The organism is Ruegeria sp. 6PALISEP08 (assembly GCF_001238295.1).
Taxonomy (GTDB): Bacteria; Pseudomonadota; Alphaproteobacteria; order Rhodobacterales; family Rhodobacteraceae; genus Ruegeria.
Window position 1 is genome coordinate 75,188 of sequence record NZ_LGXZ01000008.1, and the last position, 26,492, is coordinate 101,679.

Sequence of the window (26,492 nt, forward strand, 5' to 3'; positions counted from 1 at the left end):
AGCCATACCCGTCAGGTCTCCAATAGAAATCTGCTCAAGGGCGAGCACCCGAACGCGGTACATTCCCCCGACCTGTTGACAAAGACGGGCGGGCTTGTCACCTAAATGCATAACCTTGATCGCTGCAGATGTGGCTGAGCAGACCACAAGCAGTGTCCCGCACAAGGTGGCTGAGGCAGGGCATGCAGGTTTCGACCAGACACAAAATTGCCAGAACCCTGACCATCGGATGCGCATGCATACTGATGGCGTTTGTGGTGATCGGATTTACCGGACAAATCTTTGCCGTGGGGGACTCGATTGCCCTTTTGCGTCCTCAAGCGGGCGTTTTGCTTCCGCCCTGTGCCGCGTTGTTGCTGTACCTGCGCGCCAGATATTTGGCTTTGACGACATGTGCCGTTGCCGCGATGGCCCTTGGTTCCATTGCCGCCAGCTATGCTGCGCCCTCTGCTGAATGCAACGGAACCTGCCTGACGCTGTACCAAAAGAACCTGATGAGCAAAGCCTGGCCGCGCTATCCTCTGGCTGACGATATTATCGCGTCCAACGCCCAGATTGTGACTTTGCAGGAAGTGTCCAGTCACAATCAAAAATACATGAACAACCTGTTCGAACACTACCCGTCAAAGATCGTGTGCAGCTTTCGTCCTGAGCAAAGCGTTGCCATTCTGACGACACTGCCTATCGTGGAGAACTCGGAATTCTGCCTTAAAGGCAGTGGATTGGTCGGTGTGCAGGTCGAAGCTCCTGACGAGACTGCGGTCTGGATCGTCTCGATTCACCTGAATTGGCCATTTCCCTATGATCAGGCGCAGCAAAGTCAGATTATCGCGGATCGCATCGCGGATCTGGACGGCCCGGTTCTGATCGCGGGGGATTTCAACATGGTGCCATGGGGGGCAAGCGTCCAGCGGATCGCCGCGGCTGCGGACAATCAAAGTTTCGGAACCGCGCTGAACACGCATAACTTTGGCAGTTGGAGGGTCCCGTTGCCGATCGACAACCTGCTTTTTCCCAAGGGCACAATCGGAACAGTCGAACTGCGCCCCTTCATGGGCTCGGACCATATGGGAAAGCTCGCCCGGTTTCGTATCGAATAGCGTTTCCACGGCACTCCTCAGCGCGCAGCTGTTCCGCCTGCCTATGTACTATTTTCGATCAGCGCTTTCAGATTGGTCAACCCGCGTTGATAGTCACCGCCGACCCATTTATCCATCATGAGCCCCATCCATCGGGATATGGGGTTAAGCCCCAAATCGGACTCGAACCCCCAGGTCACTAAGGTCGAGTTTCCACCAGGCTCCAGTAAAAATGACACCGTGGCAGTCCCCATCGGACCGAAATCCAATTCCGTTTGGACGCGCTGGTTTTCCACGCTCTCGACGATCACCTGCGAACCGGTGCCAACCTGCGGGTGTTCGGAACTCCAGTTCAGAGCGTTGCCGACGCCTGCTTCGGGTCCCGAATAGGTCAGTTGGGTGTCGGGATCTCGGTGCAGCCAAGGGGACCATTGCTCGGTCTCTTGCATGGAGTTTACGTACGGAAAGATCGCTTCGGCTGGCGCATCGATGGTGATGCTGCGGGACACTTCGGCCTTGCCAGGCAACAGATATGACACCGCGACCACTGCGACAGCAATCAGGCCCAATCCTGCAAGAATTCGTAGAACAACTTTCATCGCAATCTCCAAAACTCGAAACGTGTGCACGCATCATACAGGATTTCGGCTCTGAATCAGAACCGGAAACCGTGTTGTTTCATCGATGTCAGATGGCAAGAAATTTCTTCTGATGAGGGTCAAAACATTCCAGCCCGCCCGCGCCTATATCGGTCCACAACCCATGCAGGCTCAGTGCGCCGTCCTCAACCGCCGAGGCGATAAACGGGAAAGTCATCAGGTTTTCCAGTGATGCCACAACCGCCTGGCGCTCGAACTGGCGCGCCTGATCGACACGATCTTCGATATCCGCAACCAGATCGTATTTGGGTTTGAGGATGTCCATCCAGCGACCGACAAAGCTTTCTTTGGCTTCCAGTTGAGGCGCTTCGCCCTTGCACATGTCGATGCAACCCTGAACGCCGCCGCATTGCGAATGGCCCAACACGATCAGATGCGCGACCTTCAGAGCTGTAACGGCATACTCAATTGCGGCACTGGTGCCATGATGATCACCGTCGGGCGCGTAAGGAGGCACCAAGTTGGCAATATTGCGGTGAATAAAGAAATCACCCTGATCAGCCCCAAACATAGAGGTCACGTGCACCCGGCTATCGCAGCAGGAAATCACCATCGCGCGGGGGCGTTGCCCTTCTTCTGCCAACCGTTTGTACCAAACCTGATTCTCGGAATATGTTGTGGCTTTCCACCCGTGATACCGCTTGACCAGATAGGTTGGCAAAGGCTTGGCATAGTCCATTGTAATGTCCCAGTTCTTCTCGGTTCAGGACGCTGTAAACCGAATTCAATAAAAATTCGAGCCATTATCCAGTTTCCCTGCAAGGTTTTGCAAAGGATTTTGCCGCCAGTATCAGACCCACGCCGTGGGGGCGTCAATACTTAGGGTGAATGTGGTGGAAAAGATAATCACGCTAGAACACAAAGAATCCGTCCTGCTGGACCCGGATCAACTCAGCGGGCTGTACAGTCAACTGGGGGACAAGAACGCTCTGGACGTGCTGTGTCGCACGGTTGAAGAGCTGGCCGTGCGTCTTTCAAACTGTGAACGCTATTGGCGGCACCGCGAATGGTCTGACCTGCGCAAATGTGCCAAATCGCTGGTCGCAATTTCTGAACAGGTCGGGATGACAGCGCTTGCGAGGGTGGCAGGGGATGTGGCCCAATCCGTCGATGCCGGTGATGCAGTGGCGGCCGGTGCAACCTTGGGGCGGCTGATCCGAGTGGGTGAGCGTTCCCTGACCGCCGTATGGGATCAACAGGATCTTTCCGTCTGACAGGGGTTGCAGGCGGATCAGGCGTGGCTAGTCTGTGCTTGGAAACCACTTGTTGAGACGCCTATGACCCTGTCCTTCGCCCCGTCCTCTGACACCTCTCTGCCGCTGCATGTGATTGCTCAGCCAGATCTGGAGGGGTGGTTGCAAGAGCAACCGCAGCACGTGCAATCCTGGGTCGCTGCGAACGGGTTTTCGGCGGCGCTAGGTCAGTCTCAGCTGTTGCCAGACAAAAATGGCGCGGCAGAGATGGCGCTGGCAGGTTACGGGACCGAAGCAAAGCGCGCGCGCAAACGGTTTCCGCTGGCCGCTGCCGCTCTGTCTCTGCCGGAAGGAACCTATCATATCGCGTCCGGCCTGCCTTCGGACCTTTTAGAGGTTGAATGCCTCGGCTGGCTGCTGGCCGGCTATGCTTTTGATCGCTACGCCATACAATCCGGCGGCTCAGCAGCACTGGTCGCTCCTGATGGGGTGGATGCAGCCCGTATTGAAGCTATGGCCCAGGCCGAGGCCCTGACCCGCGATCTGGTCAACACACCGGCGTCGGATATGGGACCCGCGCAGATGCAGCAGGCTGTTGAGTCAATGGCCGACGAATTTGGGGCCACGTGTAGCACTGTCCTGGGTGACACGCTGTTGGACCAGAACTTCCCGATGATCCACACGGTCGGGCGGGCCGCGGACCAGGCCCCGCGATTGATCGAGCTGAACTGGGGCAACAGCGGCCCCAAACTGACGCTCGTAGGCAAAGGCGTTTGTTTCGACACAGGCGGGCTGAACCTGAAGCCGGGTGCCTCGATGGGTCTGATGAAAAAAGACATGGGCGGGGCCGCCAATGTGCTTGGATTAGCGCACATGATTATGGCGTTGGACTTGCCAGTACAGCTACGTGTCCTGATCCCTGCTGTTGAAAACGCGGTTGCAGGCAATGCTTTTCGGCCCGGGGATATCCTGACCTCGCGCAAGGGCTTGACGGTTGAGATCAACAACACAGACGCCGAAGGACGCCTTGTGCTGGCGGATGCTCTGGCACTGGCGGATGAGGGTGAGCCCGATCTGGTGATCTCGATGGCAACACTCACCGGGGCGGCACGCGTTGCTGTGGGTCCCGATCTAGCCCCGTTCTACACTGATGATGAATCCTGCGCGACGGCCCTGTCGCAATCCGCCAAGGCATCGGCCGATCCAGTCTGGCGTTTGCCGTTTCACGCGCCGTATGAGGCAATGATCGAGCCCGGCATCGCCGATCTGGACAATGCACCTTCGGGCGGGTTTGCAGGTTCGATCACCGCCGCCCTGTTTCTGCGCAGGTTTGTGGGATCGTGCCGCTATGTCCATTTCGATATCTATGCCTGGCAGCCGAGCACGGAACCCGGGCACAGCAAAGGCGGTCTAGGCCAAGGGCCGCGCGCGATACTGAACGCTCTGCCCGAGATGTTAGGCCTGTGAATCACCTCCGCATATCTAAGCCTGTGGTCGATCTGTTGCGTGACCCTGACGGCCCCCGTAACAGGCAGGTCCTGTTCGGAGATACGGTTCAGGTCACTTGTGAAAAAGATGGTTGGAGCCGGGTTATCGCCGACAAAGACGGGTACACCGGCTGGGTGCAAACGGATCAGTTGGCCAACTGCACACCCGCCACGCATTGGATCAAAGCACCGGCGACTCATGCCTATGAAACCGCGGATTTCAAAAGCCACGATCTGGTGTCCCTCAGCTTTGGCAGCAAAATTCACGCGTTGTCAGAAACAGACCGGTATCTGGAAACCGAGTTGGGCTTTGTTCCGAAGGTACACGCCGCACCAATCTCTGAGACGCCGCAGGATCCGCTGGCAGTGGCCGAATTGTTCCTTGGGACGCCCTATTTGTGGGGTGGAAACAGCCGGTTTGGTATCGATTGCTCCGGGCTTGTCCAAGCCGCGCTTCTGGCCTGTGGCACGCCTTGTCCCGGTGACAGCGGTGATCAGGAACGCGCACTGGGTTCAACCCTGGGCGAAGGATCAGCGGCGCATCGAGGTGATTTGGTGTTCTGGAAAGGTCATGTGGCCTGGGTGTCCGGGGACAACATGATTTTGCATGCCAACGCCAGCCATATGGCGGTTGTGTTTGAACCTATGGATCAGGCCATTGAGCGCATTCAAGCACAGGGCGACGGCCCAGTAACGGCCCATAAAAGGCTCTAAAAGGGCTCTAATCGGGCTTTACCGCCCGGATCAGCTTACGTTCCAATACCCGAAGAACCGCGCGCAGATCGTGGCCGCGTTTCAGAATACGGCCATCCATGCCGACAACGGAATACATCCCTTGCCGGAACCTCAGTCGCGGGTGCTTTTCGACGCGATAGATCGGGTGTTCAGCAGTGTGCCTGAAGATTGAGAACACTGCCATGTCGCGCAGGTTCGAGATACCGTAATCCCGCCATTCTCCGGCGGCGACCATCCGGCCATAAACGGACAGTATCTGGGACATCTCATGCCGGTCAAAGGCGACGGGCATCTGCGCTGCACTTGCCGAGAACCGGCTGGGAGGCTGCATATTCATACCTCCAGCCTTGCCGGAAATCGCTTTTGAATCAAGCCTGATGCGTCATGACCCGACAATTCAGGCAGAAGTGTTACCGCCGGCCAACCTGACGGCAAATCAGGATCACGGGCAACAAACCGACAGCCAGAATGACCAACGAGGGCACGGCAGCACCCTCCAAACGCTCGTCCGAGGCCAGCCTGTAGGCTTGCACTGCCAATGTGTCGAAATTGAACGGGCGCATGATCAGCGTGGCAGGCAATTCCTTCATCACGTCCACGAATACAATCAATAGCGCCGTCAACAGGGAAGGCGTTAGAATCGGCAAATGTACACGCCGCAGAGTCCCCAGCGGCGATTGACCCAGTGAACGCGCAGCGGCATCCATATTGGCGTGCACCGTGCTTTGCCCACCTTCATACGCGCTGAGCGCGGCTGCTAGGAACCGCACCATATAGGCTGCAACCAGCAACCAGATTGAACCGGTGACCAGCAACCCTGTGGACACATCGAAAGTCTTGCGCATCCAGGCATCAAGCGCGTTGTCGAAACCAGCGAAAGGGACGATCAGACCCACCGCAATCACGCCCCCGGGCACGGCATATCCCAACCGTGCCAGATATGCCGTCACAGAGGATGACCGCCCGGGCCTAAGCCGCTGGAAGAACCCAACGCTGATCGCCGCAAAGACGGTGATGACCGCCGCTGTCCCGGCCAAAGTCAGCGAGTTCTGGATGAACCCGATATAGCGTCGCGACAGCAGGTTTTGTTCCGATTCCAACCCCATCTCGACCAGAATGATCACCGGCAGCAAGAACCCGAACAGAACAGGTATCGCACAGAGCAAAAAGGCCCCAAAGGCGTGCAAGCCTGTAAGATCGACCGCCGGTTGCGCCACATGTTGTTTTCCGGCCTGATAGTATTTCGCCTTGCCGCGTTGCGTGCGCTCGGCCACGGCCATCACCAGTGCAAAAACCAGCAGGCAAAGCGCAAGCTGCGCTGCCGCCGCACGGTCTGCCATGGAAAACCAGCTGGTGTAGATGCCGGTCGCAAAGGTCTGAACACCGAAATACGAAACGGTGCCGAAATCCGCTATGGTCTCCATCACCGCCAGCAGAACGCCGCCCGCAATCGCTGGCCGCGCCATCGGCAACGAGACGCGCCGGAATGCCAACCATGGATTGTTCCCCAGCGCCCGGGCTGCCAAAAACGCCGTTGCGCTTTGCTGCAAGAACGCAGCTCGCGCCAACAGATAAACATACGGGTACAGCACAAGGATCAGCATCACCGCTGCACCCTCGGTCGAGCGGATTTCCGGGAACCAGTAGTCGCGCGGCCCCCACCCCGTTACGTCCCGTAATGTGCTTTGAACGATCCCTGGATGGTCCAGAATGAAAGTGTAGGCATAGGCCAGAACATAGGCTGGAAAAGCCAGTGGCAGAACCAGTGCAATTTCCAGAAACCGAACTCCGGGGAAGCGAGTCATCGTCACCAGCCAGGCGGCTCCGGTGCCGATGCTAAACGTACCTGCCGCGACCAGTACAACAAGGATCAGTGTCGTCGCGGTATAGCTTGGCAGAACCGTTTCAATAAGGTGCGAAATCGTGTCCGTCCCGCCCGTCACCGCAGCCAGAACCACGGCAACCATCGGCAACAGGCAAGCCGCTGCCACAAGATACGCGATCCCCGCCAACAGCCGGGTTCCACGTACGCCACGATTGCGCGATCCGTTTTGTGAATATTCGATTTCGGCCATCATCCCGGCTTGTGATTGGCAAAGGCGAAGGGTTCGCCTTTAATCGACCAAAAAGCTCGGAAACACCAGTGCGACATTCAATAAATCTGCGGCATTTGATGCCGTAGATACGTTTTCCACGGCTATTCGTAAACCCGCTGGTCCTCGATGACCAAACCGTCTTTGGGAAGTGAGCCAGGGGCCACGATCTCGATCGCGCCTTTCAGCTTCAATACTTCGGCAACCGACTTGGCGTAGGCAGGGTTATCCCCATCCGCGCTTTCGATTTGCACGGTCATCGTGTCCATTTCGCCCTGACGCATCGCGATAACGCGGGCTTTGACAATCTCATCATGTTTGTCGACCAGTGCCGCCACCTGTTCCGGGCGCACGAACATGCCTTTGATCTTGGTGGTCTGGTCCGCGCGGCCCATCCAGCCCTTGATCCTTGTATTGGTGCGGCCGCAAGGCGAAACACCTGGCATGACCGCAGATAAATCGCCCGTTGCAAAGCGGATCAGTGGGTAATCGGGGTTCAGTGACGTCACAACAACCTCGCCGACCTCACCCAGAGCGACCGGGTTGCCAGTTCCGGGGGTTACAATTTCGACGATCACATGTTCGTCGATGATCATCCCATCCATCGCCGGGCTTTCGTAAGCGATGTTGCCCAGATCGGCTGTCGCATAGCATTGCAGGCACGAAATCCCGCGATCCGCATATTCCTGGCGCAGCGACGGGAACAGCGCCCCACCGCCAACGGCGGCCTTTGAGAAGCTCAGCGCAACGCCCATCTCATCGGCTTTGTCCAGAATGACCTTCAGATAGTCGGGCGTTCCTGCGTAGGCCGTACACCCGACATCACGCGCCGCTGTCACCTGCAACTCGGTCTGGCCGGTTCCAGCGGGTAGAACGGCTGCACCAACTGCGCGGGCACCATTTTCAAAAATCATGCCTGCAGGGGTCAGGTGGTAGCCAAAGCAGTTTTGCACAATGTCACCGGCGCCTACACCCGCCGCATTGAGGAACCGGCCCATGCGCCACCAGTCATGATCCGTGCTGCCCGGCTCGTAGATCGGTCCGGGGGATTGGAACACATGATGAAAATGTCGCGCAGGCTTCACCGTAAACCCGCCAAACGGTGGCCGTTCGGCCTGAGCTCGCGTCAGGTCCGATTTGCGAAATACGGGCAGCAGCGGCAGATCTTCTGCATTAAACACGTGATTAGTGTCTGTTTCAGATAGGTGCGCCGCGAATCCTGGTGCGGATGCTGCCCGCTTGATTTGCTCCACAAGCGCTGTGGCCTGATCGGAGGCACGCTGGTCTGCCGAGCGCGTTTCGAGTGCGTCGAAATAGGTCATCGCCATATCCTCCATTCGCTCACAGCCACCGCTTGCGGCGGCGATAAGACCGAACGTCGCGGAAACTTTTGCGGCCTTCATCGGACATGCCGAGGTAGAATTCTTTCACATCCGGGTTTTCGCGCAGCTCGGCAGCTGGGCCATCCATAACCACGCGCCCGGATTCCAGAATGTACCCGTAATGAGCAAACCGCAGGGCAACGTTTGTATTCTGTTCAGCCAGCAGGAAGGACACGCCCTCTTTCTCATTCAGGTCTTTCACGATCCCGAAGATCTCTTCGACCAACTGCGGCGCAAGACCCATCGAGGGCTCGTCCAGCAGGATCGTCTCGGGCCGAGACATCAATGCCCGACCCATGGCAACCATCTGTTGTTCGCCGCCTGAGGTATAACCTGCCTGCGACCGGCGGCGTTCCTTGAGGCGGGGGAAATAGTTGTAGACCAGCTCCAGGTCCCGCTGGATCGCTGCGGACCCATCCTTGCGGGTATAGGCTCCTGTCAGCAGGTTTTCTTCCACGGTCAGGTGTTCGAAACAGTGGCGGCCTTCCATCACCTGAATGACACCTTTTTCGACCAGAACAGCAGGGTCGCTTTCATGCACGCTTTCACCGCGATACTTGATCGACCCTTTCGTGACCTCGCCGCGTTCTGAATGCAGCAGGTTCGACACAGCCTTGAGCGTGGTCGTCTTGCCCGCGCCATTGCCGCCCAACAAAGCCGTGATACCGCCCTTGGGCACAGTCAGGCTGACGCCCTTCAGCACGAGGATCACGTGGTTGTAGATCACCTCGATATTGTTGACCTCAAGCAGGGTTTCCGCCTGCACATCAGTGGTTTGTGCCGCATCCAGCATCAGCGCGTGTCCTCATGCCTGCCCTTCAAGGGCGGTTCGTGGGGAGCGGCAGGCATCCCGCCGCTCCGGTGTTTTGACGTTCCGACCAAAACCGGAACAAAGCTGCGGTTTACTCGCAGCGCGGTTCGATGTTGTTTTCGGCGGCATATGCTGCCGAATCTTCCGCGATCAACTGACCGATCACTTCTGCATCGGTTGGCATGAAGTCCTGAAGTTTGTTCCAGGTGCCGGTCGAAGCATCCCACTGAACAACACCCACCAGACCCGGGCCGCCGTGGTTTTCACAGCTAACGCTGAACTCAGGCCCAAAGCCTGCCATGCCCAGCGATTCCATCTTGGCGTTGGTGATTTCCAGCGCTTCCATACCGTCGCGCATCATCGCCGGTGTGATCGCGGTCACGCCATGCATCTCTTGCGCGGTCTTGATCGCCTCCGAGGCCAACATCGCCGCATAGAGCCCACGGTTGTACTGAACCGAACCCAACTGATCACCGGCACCAGCAGCCTTACCCGAGTCAACGACATGCTTCTTCAGGTCGTCATAAACCGGATAGTCAGCGCCCAAACCGGTAAAGGTCAGCGCCTTGTAACCGGTTGCTTTTTCGCCAGCTGGTTCAACGTCGAACTCGGCACCCGACCACCAGACACCGATGAAGTTTTCCATCGGGAAGCGGATGTTTGCGGCCTCTTGCACGGCGACCTGGTTCATCACGCCCCAACCCCACATGACCACGTAATCGGGCTTTTCGCGACGGATCTGCAGCCATTGCGATTTCTGCTCCTGACCAGGGTGATCCACCGGCAGCAGCGTCAGATCATAACCGTGCTTTTCAGCCAGCATTTCCAGCGTGCGGATCGGTTCCTTGCCATAGGCCGAGTTGTGGTAGACCAGAGCGATTTTCTTGCCGCTCAGATCACCGCCGTTTTCGTTCAGCAGATAGTTGATCGCGCCCGAGGCCCCGTTCCAGTAGTTGGCCGGATAGTTGAACACGTTGCTGAATATCTTGCCGTTTGCAGCCGAGGTCCGACCGTAACCCATGGTGTGCAAAGGTATGCCGTCAGCGGTCACTTTGGGGATCAGCTGATACGTAATCCCGGTCGACAGCGGCTGATACACCAGCGCACCTTCGCCTTTTGTGGATTCATAGCATTCCACACCTTTCTCGGTATTGTATCCGGTTTCGCATTCCACAACCCGGATCGGCTCGCCACCGATGCCGCCGTCCCGTTCGTTCAACAGCGTGAAATAGTCGTTGTACCCGTCCGAAAACGGGATACCGCCCGCCGCATAAGGCCCGGTGCGGTAGCTGAGATCCGGAATCACGAGCTCTGCCATCGCCGGCCCTGCGACCATCAGGGCGCTCAGCGCCAAGGTTGCCAGTTTCTTGTTCATCGGGTGTTTCCTCCCTTGATTGATCCGATGGTGTTTTCGGGTTTCGCACCCGTCTTTATGATTGGGCCACCCTTAGTGCGGGAATGGCCAGAGTCTGAGTTTCTCTTTCGCGACGCGCCAAAGCTGCGCCAGGCCATGTGGTTCGAGGATCAGGAACATGATGATCAATGCGCCCACGATCACCAGCTGCAGATGGGCCACGATATCCGTAGGCCAGCCGAGCACATCGACGCCGACAACCTTCAGGACCACCGGCAGCAGCACAAGGAACGCAGCCCCGGCAAACGAACCGAAAATAGACCCTAATCCGCCGATAATCACCATGAACAGCACCAGGAACGATTTCTGAATGCCGAACACCTCGCCCACTTCGACCGCGCCAAGATAGACTGCGAAGAACAGCGCTCCGGCGATACCCACAAAGAATGAACTGACGGCAAAGGCGGTCAGTTTCGCCTTCAGCGGGTTCACCCCGATGATCTCGGCCGCGATGTCCATATCGCGGATCGCCATCCACTTGCGGCCCATGGTGCCGCGCGTCAGGTTGCGCGCCAGAATGGCACAGAGTGTCAGGAAGATCAGGCAAAACAGATAGGTGGCCCAGGCCGGCGCGTTTGGGCCGGTAATGATGATGCCGAACACGTCCCGCTCGGGCGCGTTGATCTGGCCCGATGCCGAATAGTTGTAGAACCACGGCACCCGGTTGAAGAGCCACACAAGAAAGAACTGAGCCGCCAGCGTCGCCACCGCCAGATAGAACCCTTTGATCCTAAGGCTTGGCAGACCGAACAGAACACCCACAAAAGCCGTGATGCCTCCGGCAAGGATAACATGGATGAACATACTGACGTCGGGAAAGGCGGTCATCAGCTTGTAGCAGGCATAGGCCCCCACAGCCATGAAGCCACCCGTACCGAGGCTGACTTGCCCGCAATAGCCCACAAGAACGTTCAGCCCGATCGCTGCGATCGCATAAATCAGGAAAGGCAGCAGCAGGGCATTGGCCCAGTAGTCGTTGATGATGAAGGGAATGATACCAAACGCCACGGCCAGCACGACATAATACCGATACCGGTCAAACTTGATCGGGAAAGTCTGGCTGTCAGCGGTGTAGGAGGTTTTGAAATCTCCGGCCTCACGATAGAACATGTCTTACTTTCCCCATTCTTCCTGCGCCCTGTTGCGGGCTGCGGCGTCAAGTTGGTTGGAGCCTTTGGCATAGCCGCTCGCCTCTGAGGCGCGCGCCAGTTTCAGGTAGGCCAGAACCCCCATGATCAGCCCGGCAAAGGCCAAGATTGCCGCGATGGTCAACTGGCCGTCGGTCAAATCGCCTGATGTGAGGGCGATGTACCCAAAAGCCCAGAACCCAGCCCATGCGATCACGTTGATGATGGCGATCAGCTTGGTCATGCACTACACCCTCTCGATGATCTTTTCGCCGAACAGACCCTGCGGTCGGAACACCAGGAAGATCAGTGCAAGAACGTAAGCAAACCAGTTCTCAGTCGCGCCGCCGACCATTGGGCCGATCGCGAACTCGAACAGCTTCTCACCCACGCCGATGATCAGGCCGCCGACGATGGCTCCGGGGATCGAGGTGAACCCACCCAGCATCAGCACCGGCAACGCTTTGAGCGCAATCAGCGACAAGGAAAACTGCACGCCGGACTTGGTGCCCCACATAATACCCGCGACCAGGGCGACAAAGCCTGCAACCGACCAGACCATGATCCAGATGAAGTTCAACGAAATTCCCACCGACAACGCCGCCTGATGGTCATCCGCCACGGCGCGCATCGCCCGTCCCTGCTTGGTATATTGGCTGAATGCCACCAAGGCCGCGACCAGCAGCGCCGCAATCACCGTCGCGACGATATCCAGATTGTCGATGAAGAAGCCGTAGTCGAAGATGTTGAAGGTGGTCTCGTCAATCCACAGGTTGATCCCCTGCGGCAATCCCACATCAAGCGTCTTGATTTCAGATCCCCACATCAGGTCCGCAACCCCTTCGAGGAAGTACGCCAAACCAATGGTCGCCATGAATAGGATGATCGGTTCCTGGCCGACCAGATGGCGCATCACAAACCGTTGCACCGCCCAGGCCAGCAGCACCATCACACCCATCGTCAGAATGACCGCCAGCAGTGCGGGCACGTTCCAGCCAAAATAGTGGAAATGCGTGCCAAATGTGGAATTGATCAGATGGGCAAACGGAACTTGCCCGTTCATGATCCCGACCAGTGTCATCGCTGCAAACAGGGCCATAACCCCTTGCGCATAATTGAAAATCCCCGACGCCTTGTAGATCAGCACAAAGCCCAGCGCGACTAGCGCATACAGCACGCCGGCCATCAGACCGTTGAGGATGACCTCCATCGCAAATACGAGTTGTTCAGGCATCTGTGCCTCCCCAAATATCTGACCGGATATCAATCATGGCTGACCCCCAGATAGGCGTCGATGACTTCCTGATTGTTGCGCACCTCGTCGGGGGTGCCGTCACCGATCTTCTTGCCGTAATCCATCACGACCACCCGGTCGCTCAGATCCATCACCACACCCATGTCATGTTCGATCAGGGCGATGGTGGTGCCGAATTCGTCATTCACATCGAGGATAAAACGGCTCATGTCCTCTTTTTCTTCGACATTCATGCCCGCCATCGGTTCATCCAGCAGCAACAGCTTGGGTTCTGCCGCCAAGGCGCGGGCCAGTTCGACGCGTTTTTTCAGGCCATATGGCAAGCGCGATACCGGCGTTTTGCGGATGTGTTGAATCTCAAGAAAGTCGATAACTTTCTCGACGGCCTCGCGGTTCTCTGTTTCTTCCGCCTCGGCCTTGCCTTTCCACAGCGCCTGCTGAAGCATGTTCGTCTTCATGAAACTCAACCGCCCGGTCATGACGTTGTCCAGCACGCTCATGCCTTCGAACAGAGCAATATTCTGGAACGTCCGCGCAATGCCCTGCTGCGCCACCTCAAAGGGCCGCATCTGAGGGCGCTTTGAACCGTGAAACCAGACCTCGCCCTCTTGCGGAACATAGAACCCCGAGATCACGTTCAGCATCGAGGATTTGCCCGCCCCGTTCGGCCCGATGATGGCGCGGATTTCACCCTCGCGAATGTCGAACGAGATATCCTTGATCGCCACCACCCCGCCAAAGCGCAGAGTGATATTCTTCATCTCCATCACAACGCCGCCGATCTTGCGGCCGTCTTCGGTGACATATCCTTCGGAATTATCCAGCATCAGTTACTCCCTGACACAAAAAACAAGACGGCGGCGGGGCGATAACCGCAGGTCGCGGCGCTCATTCCGCCGCCACTTTGTGCTGTACAACCGCTACAACCGGCACGTCGACAATCTCGAGCGTCGCCGAAATCGACCCTTTGCGACCATCCTCATAGGTCACTTCGGTTGTCGTCGACACGCGCTCGGACCCGTCATAAAGCGCCGTGATGATGTCGTGGAACTTGTCCTCGACAAAGCCCCGACGCACCTTGCGGGTCCGGGTCATCTCACCATCATCGGCATCCAGTTCCTTGTGCAGAACCACAAAACGATGCACCTGACAGCCCGACAGCATCTCGTCGGCCGCGACCGACTTGTTGACCTCTTCTACATGGTCACGAATCGTCTCTAACACTTGAGGATTTGCCGTCAGTTCCTGATAGGACGCATAGGCCACGTTGTTGCGCTCCGCCCAGTTTCCCACCGCCGTCAGGTCGATATTGATGAAGGCCACGCAGTGATCTTTGCCGTTGCCGAACAGAACGACCTCCAGAATATCCGGATAGAACTTCAGCTTGTTCTCGACATATTTGGGCGCGAACATCGACCCGTCGGCCATTTTGCCCACATCCTTGGCGCGATCGATGATCCGCAGATGGCCCGAACTTTCTTCGATGAACCCGGCATCGCCCGTCGCAACCCAACCCTCAGAATCCTTGGTCGAGGCCGTCGAGGCCGGGTTATTGTAATATTCAACAAACACGCCCGGCGAGCGATAGTGGATCTCGCCCTTGTCATCGATCTTCAGCTCAACATCCGGCGCGGGGACGCCAACCGTATCGGCACGCACCTCACCATCGGGCTGTACTGTGATGAATACAGTTGCTTCAGTCTGACCATAAAGCTGCTTCAGGTTGATGCCCAATGAACGATAGAAATCAAAGATTTCCGGCCCAATTGCCTCACCCGCCGTATAACCCACGCGGAACCGGCCATAGCCGAGCGTATCCTTGAGCGGTCCGTAAACCAACAGATTGCCCAGCGCGTATTTCAACTTATCGCCAAGACCCACCGGCTTACCGTCCAGCAACAGACCTCCGACTTTCTTGGCGTGCGCCATGAAGTGATGGAACATGCGCTGCTTCAGCTTGCTCGCATCCTCCATCCGGATCATCACATTGGTCAGCTGGGTCTCAAACACGCGCGGCGGAGCGAAGAAATAGGTCGGCCCGATCTCGCGCAGGTCCGTCATCATCGTGTCGGCGCTTTCGGGGCAGTTCACGCAGAACCCGCACCAATAGGCCTGACCAATTGAGAATATGAAATCACCCACCCAGGCCATCGGCAAGTAAGAGAGGATATCTTCGTTTCGGGTCAGATGATCGAACTCGGCAGAATTCTTTGCGCTTTCGATGACGTTGCGGTTGGACAGCACGACACCCTTCGGCTTACCCGTGGTGCCCGAGGTATAGAGCATCACACAGGTGTCGTCATAAGTGATCGCAGAGATACGCTTGTCCAGTTCCGCATCGAACCGCGCATGACCGGCGCTACCTTCGGCCATTATGTCTTCAAGCGCGTTCATTTGGCTGTGGTCGTACTTCCGCATCCCGCGCTTGTCGGTATACAGGATGTGTTCGATCTGATGTACTTTTTCCTGAATTTCGATGACCTTGTCGACCTGCTCCTGATCACCGCAGACGACATATTTCGCGCCGCAATGTTCCATCACATAAGTCATCTCTTCGGCGACCGCGTCCTGATACAATGGCACCGGTACCGCACCCACCATCTGCGCCGCCACCATCGACCAGTAATGCGCCGGGCGGTTGCGGCCTATGACGGCGATATGGTCGCCCTTTGCAATGCCCAGCTCCAAAAATCCAAGCGCGATGGCGCGGATTTCCCTGGCGGCTTCTGCCCAGGTCCAGCATTGCCAGATCCCGAATTCTTTTTCCCGATATGCCGGGGCATCCCCGAACTGGGTCACATTGCGGTGTAGCAGCGCCGGAAGAGATTGCATCCCTTCAGCGCCCGACTGCGTCTGAGCCAATCTTTTTCTCCTCCCCATCCGGTCCTCCTCAAGACCGGAAACGGCAAACCAGAGGTCGCCCTAGATGCCAGCATCCCGATTAGGGACACTGGCACGATCAGCATCAAGTTTTGCCTGATGTTTTCTCAATTCTTACGAATTGTAACAGGCATTGAAAGGTGAGATTTCTACAAGATGCGCATGCCGTGCAATTGGACGAGACTGCCAAGATCCGGGTTGAACTTGACGCAAGCTTCTGGATTCTTCGCGCAAAAAACGATTTAGGACGAAAGGCGCTGACACGAGATAGCACGTAGGCCACGACCTAATGTATAGGCCGCCCCGGAACACTGCGCCGAAAACCCGATAGCGCGACAACCACTGCTTTTTTGCCGGGGAAAGCTGGACAATGTCTGCTATCCGATCAATGAGAGGTGGCCCTCTAATTACTCCAGGACAAAAGCGTGGGACTACGGCGATACTTCAGACGGCATTTTTGCCCTAATACGCGAACTCAGGTATACCACGCCGGTGCCGGACATCCGCTGTACAACTACATCTGCGAGTTCCCGGCCATGGAATTGATTCGCGATTTCGCCGAACCTGATCCAGAAGCAAGAGACGGGTTGATAACCAACTTCCGTGGCGTCAGGATCGAACCTCGCGTGATGCCCAGCATTCTGGAACCGTTGGCAGGCTCGGTAGAGGCGATCCCCGATCCGGGAAATTGGCATGCCGACATCGCGGAATGGGCGGCGGCACTTCTGTCTGTGAAAGAGGCGTCTGGCACTTATCGAATAATCGAGCTCGGCTGTGGTTGGGCATGCTGGTTGAACAACATGGGCTTCGTCGCGAAAAAAAGAGGCTTGAACGTTGATTTGATCGGTATTGAAGGTGACGGTTCTCATCTGGCGAATGCCGAGCGAACGTTTCAGCTGAACGGTTTCAATCCGGACGAATTCCGTCTCGTCAACGGAGTTGCCGCCAGCAAGGAAGGCATCGCGCTATTCCCCAAATTTGAAAAGGCACATGAAAACTGGGGCGCAGAGCCGATTTTTTATCCGAACGAAGAGATCCTGGCCAAAGCCCGAGCCAAAGGCAACTATACCGAGCTGGATTGTTATACGCTCGAGAACCTCTCGAATGGCGAAGCTGTCGATTTGCTGCATATCGACATTCAGGGTTCGGAGTTGGACTTTGTGCGGAACAATTTCGATAGCATAGAAAAGCTTGTAAAACGCGTGTTTATCGGAACGCACTCTCGCTATCTTGAAGGCGCTTTGCAGGAGTTTTTCCTGTCGAAAGGATGGAAGATCGAGATGGACCGCCCAGTTATTCATACGTTGATCCAAGGGCGTCCACAGATCGAAACGGATGGCGTATTGCTGTTCAAAAACCCGAACCACAACAAGCTGTTGTTGCGCTGAAAGAAATGCGGTTTGAGTCTGGTGGCTTTCACGATCGGCTTTTTTGGCGGCGTGAAAGTGCCTGGACATTCTTTGATCCACCCTTCTTGCCCACGCATTTGCAGCGTTTCAGGGTCAACCATTGACCGTCCGCATTTTATCCCCTCGACACTTGGTACAACGACAGCGGACGATGTGACAAAACCAAGCCGTGAATGCCGCGGCCTCAGTTGAGGGAAAGAGGCACGATCAACGTCAAGTTTTGCCCGATGTTTTCTCAAATCTCGCAAATTGTATCAGGGTTGGTGAGAGACCTTTCTGTTTGGGCGTCGCGCCTTAAAGCAAACTTCATCCGCATCGGTGCAACCAGGGGTTTTAGCGTCACTCCCACCAGCCGCGGTGCACATGCCGAGGCCAAGAGTAAACCATTTTGAAATCCACCCAATTGGGCGTACCCTGTTAGGTGAAGTTCGACTTATTGCCCGAAAAGTTTGGTAGATTTTTGAAAGGCGGAACGAATGTCAATCCAAGAAATCGGAAGAGAATTCTTAGAGGCCTGCGATACAGGTAAGGGCTGGGACGGGTGCAAGGACTTCTGTCACGAGGGGGCTACATTTTCGGCGCAAGCCGACGCGCTGGCTGACGTTACTACCTTGGAAGGCTACGCTGACTGGATGAAGGGACTGTTAACACCTATTCCGGATGGGCATTACGAACTCAAATCCTTTTCGACAGATGATGAGCGCGGAATTGTAAACGCGTTCGCCGTTTTCCATGGAACCCATTCAGTTGATGGGCCCGTGCCGGCCACTTGGAAAAAGCTGGCTGCCGATTACGTTTACGCGATCGAGTTCGACGGCGACAAGATCAGTCATATGACCAAGATCTGGAACGACACTCACTCTTTGAAGCAACTAGGCTGGGCCTAAAGCTCAAATACTGAGAAATGGTCGGCTATGGCCGCTTCGATATTTGCAACCGTCGCCCAATCAGATCACTGATCAGGTCACTGAAGTGCCCGCCTTGTCACACGCCTACAACCAATCCCTTAGGATCGGAATCAACGGCACGTCCGCCGCAGGCATCGGGTAGTTGCGCAGATCATTCGCGCGCACCCATTTCAGCGCCTGTCCCTCCTTCGACTGCGGAATTCCTTCCCACTTGCGACAGGCGAATAACGGCATCAGCAAGTGGAAGTCCTCATAGCTGTGGCTGGCGAAGGTCAACGGTGCGAGGCACGAGGCCCAGGTGTCGATGCCCAGTTCCTCGTGCAATTCGCGGATCAGGGCAGCTTCGGGCGTTTCGCCGGGTTCGATCTTTCCGCCGGGGAATTCCCAGAGACCCGCCATGGATTTGCCCTCGGGACGTTGGGCCAGCAGAACCCGCCCCTCGATGTCGATCAGGGCAACAGCAGACACTAATACTGTCTTCATGAACGGTAATCCGCGTTAATCTCAATGTAGCCATGAGTCAGGTCGCAGGTCCAAACTGTGGAACGCCCGTCGCCCAGACCCAGATCAACCGAGATCACCAGATCCTGACCCTTCATGTAATCGGCCGCAGCTTCCTCGCGGTAATCGGGGCTGACCCACCCTTTCTCGGCCACCAGAATGTCACCAAAGGAAATGCTCAGCAGATCACGGTCCGCCGCCGCACCGGATTTGCCAATGGCCATGACCACGCGGCCCCAGTTGGGGTCTTCACCCGCGATAGCGGTTTTGACCAGCGGAGAGTTGGCAATCGCCAGTCCGTGGGCCTTCGCGTCGGCATCCGTGGCGGCTCCGGTCACGCGGATTTCCACGAATTTCGTTGCCCCTTCCCCGTCGCGCACCACTTGCTGGGCAAGATCCAGCATCACCGTTTCCAAAGCCTCGGCAAACGCAGCGTTGCCAGAGGCGTCCACGCCCGACGCGCCAGTTGCGCACAGCAGCAGACTGTCCGAGGTCGAGGTGTCACTGTCCACAGTGATGCAGTTAAAGGTACGGTCGGTTTGAGCGCCCAGCATCGATTGCAGCGCCGATTGCTCGACCTGTGCGTCGGTGAAGATATAGACCAGCATGGTCGCCATGTCCGGGGCGATCATGCCGGATCCCTTCGCAATCCCTGCAATAGAGACTGTTTTTCCATCAATCTCAACCTGTGCGCTGGCCCCTTTCGGGAACGTGTCGGTGGTCATGATAGCACGTGCGGCGTCTTCTATGGCGTGGCGGCTGAGGCCGGATTTCAAGACCTCAAGCTGCGAGACGATGCGGTCATGCGGCAGCGGTTCACCGATCACGCCGGTGGATGAGGTAAAGACCCGTTCGACCGGAACGCCGGTTGCCTTCGAGACGGCCTGCGTCACCTCGGCCACCGATGATTGACCATAATGCCCGGTAAAAGCATTGGCGTTGCCCGAGTTCACTAGGATCGCCGCAGGCCCATCACTGGACCCGCCGATTTTCTCCTGGCAGTCCAGCACCGGCGCGGCCCGTGTGGCTGAACGGGTAAAGACCCCGGCGACAGACGTGCCCGGATCAAGAACGGCTAGCATGACATCGGTGCGGCCCTGATAGCGCACGCCCGCTTCGACGGTGGCAAAACGCACACCGTCAATCGCAGGCAGTTCAGGGAAGGACGCAGGCGCCAGCGGCGAAACCTTTGTGATCGTGGCCACGGGTCTTTACTCCTGAATCAGGTCCAGTTGGCGCATGACCTCGGGGCCTGCGCCGTCCAGCGTGGGGCGTTCGATCTGCGCCTGCTGCGTCAGTTCGTCGATCCGCGCCTGAATGGCGTCCTGCTGGATGGTTTGGGCCAGCTCATTTCGCACGGCATCCAGCTCGGGCGCTTCGGTCTTACGCTTGTCGTTCAGTTTGACCAGATGCCAACCAAACTGGGTCTGGACCGGATTCGACACCTGCCCTTTTTCCAACGCGATCACTGCGCCTTCAAATTCGGGCACCATCTGGCCTTTTCCGAACCATCCCAATGCACCGCCATTGGGGCCGGACGGGCCAGTCGAGTTCTCACGTGCGAGCTCGGCAAAATCGGCACCGTCATCAAGCTGTGCCTTGAGCGCTTTGGCTTTTTCTTCTGTCTCAACCAGAATATGGCTGGCGTCGAATTCGTCTTCGCCCGCAAATTCATTGAACTGCGCGTCATAGGCAGTCTGAATGGCCTCGTCCGTGACGACGGTTTCGGTCAGGGCTGCGACCGTCTGAACCGCCTGAAGCGACCGTTTTTCGTTGTCGAGTGTCAACGCGTTCTGTTTGTTCAGACCATCTTGTTGCTGTCCCAGCAATTGCTGCTGGATCAGTTGTTCCAACACGAAATCGAAAAGTACGTCATCTTCGGCCTGCTGGTATTGCGCCGGCAGAACGGCAACGGTCGCAATCACGTGACCGAGTGTGATTTCATCACCATTCACGCGCGCCACAACCGTGGACGCATCGGGCTGGGTTTCGGCGGCCAGCGGCAGTGCCATCATGGCAGTCAGAGCCAGCGATGGCAGAAAAGTGAGGCCTTTGGGCATTGAATCATCCTATTTCCTTGCCGCGACAGGGCGCGGCGTTGACACTCTGGAACCTGCCGCTTACATCGCTTTGAAGCCTTGGACAGGGCCGCCTTTCACCCCCCGTATCTATGGGTTGCGCGCAAGGTGGGCAAGCCTGTCGCAACCACGATAAGAACAGATCCGCTGGAGTGAACATGCTGGGACTCGGAACGCTCGCCAAAAAGGTGTTCGGAACACCGAACGACCGCAAGATCAAGGCGACCCGCCCGCTGGTCGAAAAGATCAATGCGCTGGAACCCGAGTTCGAGAAACTGTCGGATCAGGGTCTGATCGACAAGACCGAAGAACTGCGCAAACGGGCGCTGGATGGCGAAAGCCTGGATGATCTGCTGCCGGAAGCCTTCGCCAACGTACGTGAGGGCGCCAAACGTGCATTGGGTCTGCGCGCCTTTGATGTGCAGTTGATGGGCGGGGCTTTCCTGCATCAGGGCAATATCTCGGAAATGAAAACCGGTGAGGGCAAGACGCTGGTCGCGACCCTCCCTGCTTATCTGAACGCTCTGACCGGCAAGGGCGTGCATATCGTCACGGTGAACGAATACCTGGCCAAGCGCGACTCGGAATGGATGGGCAAGGTGTTTGCCTCCGTGGGCATGACCACCGGCGTGATCTGGTCAGGTCAGCCCGATAACGAGAAGATGGCCGCCTATAAATGCGACATCACCTATGCCACCAACAATGAACTGGGCTTCGATTATCTGCGCGACAACATGAAAGCAGATCTGGAGCAGGTTTATCAGAAACACCACAACTTTGCGATTGTAGACGAGGTCGACTCGATTCTGGTCGACGAAGCACGGACACCGCTGATTATCTCGGGTCCTGCCCAGGACCGTTCGGATCTTTATACGGCCATTGATGCGCTGATTCCTTCGTTGAATGAAGATCACTTTGCTCTGGATGAAAAGGCGCGTAACGTGACCTTCACCGATGAAGGCAACGAGTTTCTGGAACAACTGTTGCTGGAAGGTGGGCTGATCCCAGAGGGGCATTCGTTGTACGACCCGGAAAGCACCACGGTCGTGCACCACGTGAACCAGGGTCTGCGCGCGCACAAACTGTTCCAGCGCGACAAAGACTACATCGTGCGCGACGGAAATGTGGTGCTGATCGATGAATTCACTGGCCGCATGATGCCGGGCCGCCGCCTGTCAGAAGGTCTGCATCAGGCGATTGAAGCCAAGGAAAACGTTCAAATCCAACCGGAAAACGTGACGCTGGCCAGCGTGACCTTCCAAAATTATTTCCGCCTGTATGACAAACTTGGCGGCATGACCGGCACCGCGCTGACCGAAGCCGAAGAATTTCAGGAAATTTATGGTCTGGGCGTGGTCGAGGTTCCAACCAACAAGCCGATTGCCCGTATCGACAAGGATGATCAGGTCTATCGCACCGCCCTTGAAAAATACGGCGCGATGATCTCCGAAACCCAAAAGGCGCAAGAAACAGGCCAACCGGTTTTGCTGGGCACCACTTCGATCGAGAAATCGGAACTGCTGAGCCAGATGCTGACCAAGGAGAAGATCGAGCACAACGTTCTGAACGCCCGCCAGCACGAGCAGGAAGCCCAGATCGTTGCCGATGCAGGCCGTCTGGGTGCTGTGACGATTGCCACCAACATGGCCGGTCGCGGCACCGATATTCAGCTGGGCGGCAATGTCGAAATGAAGGTGCTGAAGGCGCTGGAAGAAAACCCCGACGCCGACCCGTCCGAACTGCGCGCGGCGGAAGAGGCGCGCCATGCCGAGGAAAAGGAAAAGGTTCTGGCTGCTGGTGGTCTGTATGTGATGGCCTCGGAACGCCACGAAAGCCGCCGCATCGACAACCAGCTGCGGGGCCGTTCGGGCCGTCAGGGTGACCCCGGCCGCACTGTGTTCTACCTGAGCCTGGAAGACGACCTGATGCGCATCTTTGGCTCGGAGCGCCTGGACAAGGTGCTGACGACGCTGGGCATGAAAGAGGGCGAGGCAATTGTACACCCCTGGGTGAACAAGTCGCTGGAACGGGCGCAATCCAAGGTCGAAGGCCGCAACTTCGACATGCGCAAGAACGTTTTGAAATTCGACGACGTGATGAACGACCAGCGTAAGGTGGTGTTCAGCCAGCGGCGTGAGATCATGTCGGCCGATGACCTGTCCGAAATCGTATCGGATATGCGCGAACAGGTGATCGACGACCTGATCGACGAATATATGCCGCCGAAATCCTATGCTGATCAATGGGATACAGACGGACTGCATGAGGCGATCAAGGACAAGCTGACCATCGACGCCCCGGTTCAAGACTGGGCCGCGGAGGAAGGCGTGGATGACGAGCAGGTCCGCGAACGTCTGGTCAAGGCCGCCGACGAGATGATGGCGCAAAAGGCCGTGGCCTTTGGCCCCGAGAATATGCGCAACATCGAAAAGCAGGTTCTGCTTCAAACCATCGACAGCAAATGGCGCGAGCATCTTCTGACGCTGGAACATCTCCGCTCTGTCGTGGGTTTCCGCGGATATGCCCAGCGCGATCCGCTGAACGAATACAAGAACGAAAGCTTTCAGCTGTTCGAAGGGATGTTGGATTCCTTGCGCGAAACCGTGACGCAGCAATTGTCTCGTGTGCGACCTCTGACCGAGGAAGAACAGAAAGAGATGATGGCGCAGATGGCAGCACAACAGGCGCAGACGCAACAGGCAGTCGATCAGGCCACCGAACAGGCCGAAGCAAAGGCCGAAGCTGCGGCATCAGGCGACGCACTTCCTGGGTTTGACGAAAACGATCCGTCAACCTGGGGCAACCCATCGCGCAACGACCCTTGCCCCTGCGGAACAGGTAAGAAGTTCAAGCACTGCCATGGCAGATTGACCTGACGTAAACATCTTCTGATCACAATGAGTCCGCCTCGCGGCCACAAATTGGCCGCGATTCGAGGCGAAGGTACAAGCTGCTCCTTCAACTGGGGAGGGTGTCTTGTTTGTAGTTCGCAACTACGTGACCATGTGTGGCACGGTCGCCTGTGCGTTGGGCATAGGCTACTTGATGCAAAACGGCCCAACTGCGCAGCACAACCGTGCGCAGGCGGGTGTAGATGTGGCTTCGGCCGCGCAGCAGTCCTCGGTTCTGTCGGGGCTGGAAGACATCGTTTTGACCTCGGCCACACCCTCAGACACACCCTCAGACGCTGTTCCTGGCAATACCGCTCCGGTTTCTCGCGTGGCTCCTTCAGCTCCCGGGACGTCGGATTGCAATATCAGCGCCCGCGCTATTGCCGTTCCCGGCGCAATGGCTCGTCTGTCGCTCAAAGCGCCGTGCAAAACCGAAGAACGTGTTGAAATCCATCACAGTGGCTTGACTGTCAGCAAGATGACCGACGCGTCCGGCGCGTTGCAAATGACGATCCCGGCCTTGTCGGAATATGCGATTTTCCTAATTTCGTTCGAAGATGAAACCGGCTCGGTCGCCACCACTCACGTGACTGACATTGCCGAATACAATCGTGTGGCTCTGCAATGGCAAGGCGAGACCGAGTTGCAAATCCACGCATTAGAGTTTGGCGCCAGCTATGGCGGCAATGGCCATGTATGGGATGACGCATCGGCCAACGGCGCTGGAGATGTCCTCCGCCTGGGTCAGACCGGTCACGAAAAGGCACAGAATATCGAAGTGTATTCTTTCCCTGCCGGCGCAACGGATCAGTCCGGCACGATCGACCTGACGGTCGAGGCCGAAGTGACAGAAGCAAATTGTGGGCACACGCTGAACGTGCAAGCACTGGAGCTGCTGTCAGACCGCCGCTTGCGGTCTCGCGACATGTCGCTGACCCTGCCCGATTGTTCACAGGCCGGTGAGTTTCTGGTGTTGAATAATTTGCTCTCAGACCTGACAATTGCGACAAAGTAATCCGCAGGCAGGTTCGACTCTCTTATGACAATTTTCCGTGTAGCGGCAGCTGCGCTGATTTCATTCGCAACTGGCGCTGTGGCGCAGGATATCACCCTGACGTCGCATGACGGCAAGGTCGAAGTGACCGGCAATCTATTGGGTTTTGACGGCGAGTTTTACCGCGTTGAAACTCAGTTTGGCGCTTTGACGGTGGATGGGTCTGGCGTCACCTGCGACGGTCCCGCCTGTCCAAACCTGACGGATTTTGTGGCCGAGCTTTGGTTTTCCGGCTCATCGGTCATGGCCGAAACAGTTTTGCCCGCTTTGATCATCGGGTTCGCGCAGCAGGAAAACCTGACGGCAACCCCCGCCCGCGTGGATTCGGACAGTTTCGTCTATGAGCTCAGACAGGCCAACCGTTCCGCACCTCTGGCACGGTTCTATTTTAACGTCGGCACAACAGCGCGTGGGTTCAGTGACTTTATCGCGGATCAGACAGATATCGTGATGGCCCAGCGTGAAGTGCGCGAGGCAGAACGAGAAGAGGCCGAGGCCGCAGGTCTGGGCGATCTGAAACGGTCACGACGGTCGCGGGTTATCGCGTTGGACGCCATGGTCCCGGTGGTGGCCCCGGACAGCATGATACAGCAGATTTCGATGGCGGATTTGATACGCGTTCTGTCCGGTGATGTGACCAACTGGGTGGATTTAGGGGGGCCGGACGCTCCGATCGCCTTGCATGTCCCGGAAACGGGCTCTGGGCTTGCACAGGCGGTCGAGGATCAGGTTCTGAGAACTGCGGGTGCCGAATTATCCAAGGCGGCAATTCCTCATAGCCGAACGCGCGATCTGATTGACGCTGTGGCAAAAGACCCCTTTTCCATCGGGATTGCCAGCAAGGCTGTGGCCGATGTTACCCGCACCCTGCCGTTGACCGGAGGCTGCGGGCATCCGCTTGCCGCAACCCGACAATCGATCAAGACCGAGGATTATCCTCTGACCCTGCCGATGTTCCTTTATCTGCCGGACCGGCGTCTGCCACGGATTGCACGGCAGTTTCTGGCGTATTCCCAAAGCCCTGGGGCGCAGATGGCGATACGGGGCGCAGGTTATATCGACCAATCGCCCGAAACTCTGCCAGTTGGCGTACAGGGCGACAGGCTTGCCAATGCCATCGTCACAGGGGGGGCCGAGGTTGGGCTGGAAGAGTTGCAGCGCATGATCGACACGCTGCGCCCATTGTCGCGTCTGTCCTTGTCTGTTCGGTTCGAGCCCGGATCCTCACGCCCCGATGCGCAATCTCGCTCGAACATTCAGCACCTGGCTCAGATGCTTGAAACCGGATCATTGAAGGCGCGCAAGCTGGTGTTTGCCGGTTTCAGTGACGGTGACGGCGGGGCCGCTGCAAATGCACGCATCGCCTTGCGGCGCGCGCAAACCGTGCGAAATGCCGTGCTGGCGGCTGTGGAGTCGTCATTGCCCGAAGGTATCGAGGTTTCCGCCGAAGGCTTTGGTGAAGCGATGCCGATGGCCTGTGATGACACCGAATGGGGTCGCAAGGTCAACCGTCGGGTCGAAATCTGGGTTCAGTAG

Annotated in this window: 24 protein-coding genes; 9 read left to right on the plus strand and 15 right to left on the minus strand. The window is 57.1% G+C overall.

The window, feature by feature from the left end; genetic code table 11:
• The first annotated feature begins 182 nt into the window (after nucleotides 1-182).
• On the plus strand, nucleotides 183-1,100 hold the full coding sequence (locus ALB80_RS13310; RefSeq protein ID WP_050604568.1) for an endonuclease/exonuclease/phosphatase family protein: 918 nt from the start codon (nucleotides 183-185) through the stop codon (nucleotides 1,098-1,100).
• Between the two features lie 41 nt (nucleotides 1,101-1,141).
• Here the strand turns inward: ALB80_RS13310 and ALB80_RS13315 are convergent, their stop codons facing one another.
• Both ALB80_RS13315 and ALB80_RS13320 read right to left on the minus strand, forming a co-directional pair.
• Nucleotides 1,142-1,678 (minus strand): SRPBCC family protein, encoded by a 537-nt coding sequence (locus ALB80_RS13315; RefSeq protein ID WP_050604569.1) that lies wholly within the window; start codon nucleotides 1,676-1,678, stop codon nucleotides 1,142-1,144.
• Nucleotides 1,679-1,766: 88 nt separating this feature from the next.
• Nucleotides 1,767-2,417, minus strand: coding sequence for a carbonic anhydrase (locus tag ALB80_RS13320; protein WP_050604570.1), 651 nt, complete (start codon nucleotides 2,415-2,417; stop codon nucleotides 1,767-1,769).
• Nucleotides 2,418-2,562: 145 nt separating this feature from the next.
• Between ALB80_RS13320 and ALB80_RS13325 the strand changes: the two genes are divergently transcribed.
• The 3 genes from ALB80_RS13325 (at nucleotide 2,563) to ALB80_RS13335 (ending at nucleotide 5,132) form a co-directional block, all read left to right on the plus strand.
• Entirely contained in the window at nucleotides 2,563-2,952 is a 390-nt protein-coding gene (locus ALB80_RS13325) for a hypothetical protein (RefSeq protein WP_050604571.1), read from the plus strand.
• 63 nt (nucleotides 2,953-3,015) lie between these two features.
• The gene (locus ALB80_RS13330; RefSeq protein WP_050604572.1) at nucleotides 3,016-4,398 is read left to right on the plus strand and encodes a M17 family metallopeptidase; all 1,383 of its coding nucleotides are present in this window, start codon (nucleotides 3,016-3,018) and stop codon (nucleotides 4,396-4,398) included.
• On the plus strand, nucleotides 4,395-5,132 hold the full coding sequence (locus ALB80_RS13335; RefSeq protein WP_050604573.1) for an NlpC/P60 family protein: 738 nt from the start codon (nucleotides 4,395-4,397) through the stop codon (nucleotides 5,130-5,132). Before ALB80_RS13330 ends, ALB80_RS13335 begins: the two co-directional genes overlap by 4 nt.
• Nucleotides 5,133-5,139: 7 nt before the next feature.
• On the opposite strand, the gene ALB80_RS13340 is transcribed toward ALB80_RS13335, so the two are convergent.
• The 10 genes from ALB80_RS13340 to ALB80_RS13385 all read right to left on the minus strand — a co-directional run bounded on the left by ALB80_RS13340 (nucleotide 5,140) and on the right by ALB80_RS13385 (nucleotide 16,067).
• Nucleotides 5,140-5,490: a DUF2794 domain-containing protein gene (locus tag ALB80_RS13340; RefSeq protein WP_050604574.1), complete on the minus strand. Its 351-nt coding sequence runs from the start codon at nucleotides 5,488-5,490 to the stop codon at nucleotides 5,140-5,142.
• A gap of 73 nt (nucleotides 5,491-5,563) precedes the next feature.
• Nucleotides 5,564-7,228, minus strand: a complete 1,665-nt coding sequence (locus ALB80_RS13345) for an iron ABC transporter permease (protein WP_157054214.1) — start codon at nucleotides 7,226-7,228, stop codon at nucleotides 5,564-5,566.
• Between the two features lie 122 nt (nucleotides 7,229-7,350).
• Nucleotides 7,351-8,568, minus strand: coding sequence for a phenylacetate--CoA ligase family protein (locus ALB80_RS13350; RefSeq protein WP_050604693.1), 1,218 nt, complete (start codon nucleotides 8,566-8,568; stop codon nucleotides 7,351-7,353).
• A 19-nt stretch (nucleotides 8,569-8,587) separates the two neighbouring features.
• Nucleotides 8,588-9,421, minus strand: a complete 834-nt coding sequence (locus tag ALB80_RS13355) for an ABC transporter ATP-binding protein (protein WP_050604576.1) — start codon at nucleotides 9,419-9,421, stop codon at nucleotides 8,588-8,590.
• A gap of 109 nt (nucleotides 9,422-9,530) precedes the next feature.
• Entirely contained in the window at nucleotides 9,531-10,814 is a 1,284-nt protein-coding gene (locus ALB80_RS13360; RefSeq protein ID WP_050604577.1) for an ABC transporter substrate-binding protein, read from the minus strand.
• Between the two features lie 72 nt (nucleotides 10,815-10,886).
• Nucleotides 10,887-11,963 (minus strand): branched-chain amino acid ABC transporter permease, encoded by a 1,077-nt coding sequence (locus ALB80_RS13365; RefSeq protein ID WP_050604578.1) that lies wholly within the window; start codon nucleotides 11,961-11,963, stop codon nucleotides 10,887-10,889.
• 3 nt (nucleotides 11,964-11,966) lie between these two features.
• On the minus strand, nucleotides 11,967-12,224 hold the full coding sequence (locus ALB80_RS13370; RefSeq protein WP_050604579.1) for a hypothetical protein: 258 nt from the start codon (nucleotides 12,222-12,224) through the stop codon (nucleotides 11,967-11,969).
• Between the two features lie 3 nt (nucleotides 12,225-12,227).
• Nucleotides 12,228-13,214: a branched-chain amino acid ABC transporter permease gene (locus ALB80_RS13375; protein ID WP_050604580.1), complete on the minus strand. Its 987-nt coding sequence runs from the start codon at nucleotides 13,212-13,214 to the stop codon at nucleotides 12,228-12,230.
• Between the two features lie 29 nt (nucleotides 13,215-13,243).
• Nucleotides 13,244-14,062, minus strand: coding sequence for an ABC transporter ATP-binding protein (locus ALB80_RS13380; protein WP_050604581.1), 819 nt, complete (start codon nucleotides 14,060-14,062; stop codon nucleotides 13,244-13,246).
• 61 nt (nucleotides 14,063-14,123) lie between these two features.
• The gene (locus ALB80_RS13385; RefSeq protein WP_172677893.1) at nucleotides 14,124-16,067 is read right to left on the minus strand and encodes an AMP-binding protein; all 1,944 of its coding nucleotides are present in this window, start codon (nucleotides 16,065-16,067) and stop codon (nucleotides 14,124-14,126) included.
• A gap of 584 nt (nucleotides 16,068-16,651) precedes the next feature.
• On the opposite strand from ALB80_RS13385, the gene ALB80_RS13390 reads away from it, so the two are divergent.
• Nucleotides 16,652-17,503, plus strand: a complete 852-nt coding sequence (locus tag ALB80_RS13390) for an FkbM family methyltransferase (protein WP_050604583.1) — start codon at nucleotides 16,652-16,654, stop codon at nucleotides 17,501-17,503.
• 497 nt (nucleotides 17,504-18,000) lie between these two features.
• A complete protein-coding gene (locus ALB80_RS13395) occupies nucleotides 18,001-18,411 on the plus strand; it encodes a nuclear transport factor 2 family protein (RefSeq protein WP_050604584.1) in 411 nt (136 codons plus the stop codon).
• Nucleotides 18,412-18,516: 105 nt separating this feature from the next.
• Here ALB80_RS13395 and mutT read toward each other — a convergent pair whose 3' ends face one another.
• The 3 genes from mutT to ALB80_RS13410 are packed head-to-tail and all read right to left on the minus strand — an operon-like array spanning nucleotide 18,517 to nucleotide 20,993.
• Nucleotides 18,517-18,915: an 8-oxo-dGTP diphosphatase MutT gene (gene mutT, locus ALB80_RS13400; protein ID WP_050604585.1), complete on the minus strand. Its 399-nt coding sequence runs from the start codon at nucleotides 18,913-18,915 to the stop codon at nucleotides 18,517-18,519.
• The gene (gene argJ, locus ALB80_RS13405; RefSeq protein ID WP_050604586.1) at nucleotides 18,912-20,138 is read right to left on the minus strand and encodes a bifunctional glutamate N-acetyltransferase/amino-acid acetyltransferase ArgJ; all 1,227 of its coding nucleotides are present in this window, start codon (nucleotides 20,136-20,138) and stop codon (nucleotides 18,912-18,914) included. Before argJ ends, mutT begins: the two co-directional genes overlap by 4 nt.
• A 6-nt stretch (nucleotides 20,139-20,144) precedes the next feature.
• Nucleotides 20,145-20,993: a peptidylprolyl isomerase gene (locus ALB80_RS13410; RefSeq protein WP_050604587.1), complete on the minus strand. Its 849-nt coding sequence runs from the start codon at nucleotides 20,991-20,993 to the stop codon at nucleotides 20,145-20,147.
• Nucleotides 20,994-21,169: 176 nt separating this feature from the next.
• Here ALB80_RS13410 and secA point away from each other — a divergent pair, with 176 nt between their 5' ends.
• From secA to ALB80_RS13425, 3 genes are all read left to right on the plus strand, one after another.
• Complete coding sequence (secA, locus tag ALB80_RS13415) at nucleotides 21,170-23,887, plus strand: preprotein translocase subunit SecA (RefSeq protein ID WP_050604694.1); 2,718 nt, start codon at nucleotides 21,170-21,172, stop codon at nucleotides 23,885-23,887.
• 100 nt (nucleotides 23,888-23,987) lie between these two features.
• Complete coding sequence (locus tag ALB80_RS13420) at nucleotides 23,988-24,917, plus strand: hypothetical protein (protein ID WP_050604588.1); 930 nt, start codon at nucleotides 23,988-23,990, stop codon at nucleotides 24,915-24,917.
• Between the two features lie 24 nt (nucleotides 24,918-24,941).
• Nucleotides 24,942-26,492 carry a phosphate ABC transporter substrate-binding/OmpA family protein gene (locus ALB80_RS13425; protein WP_050604589.1) on the plus strand — a complete coding sequence of 517 codons (1,551 nt, stop codon included), beginning with the start codon at nucleotides 24,942-24,944 and terminating at the stop codon, nucleotides 26,490-26,492.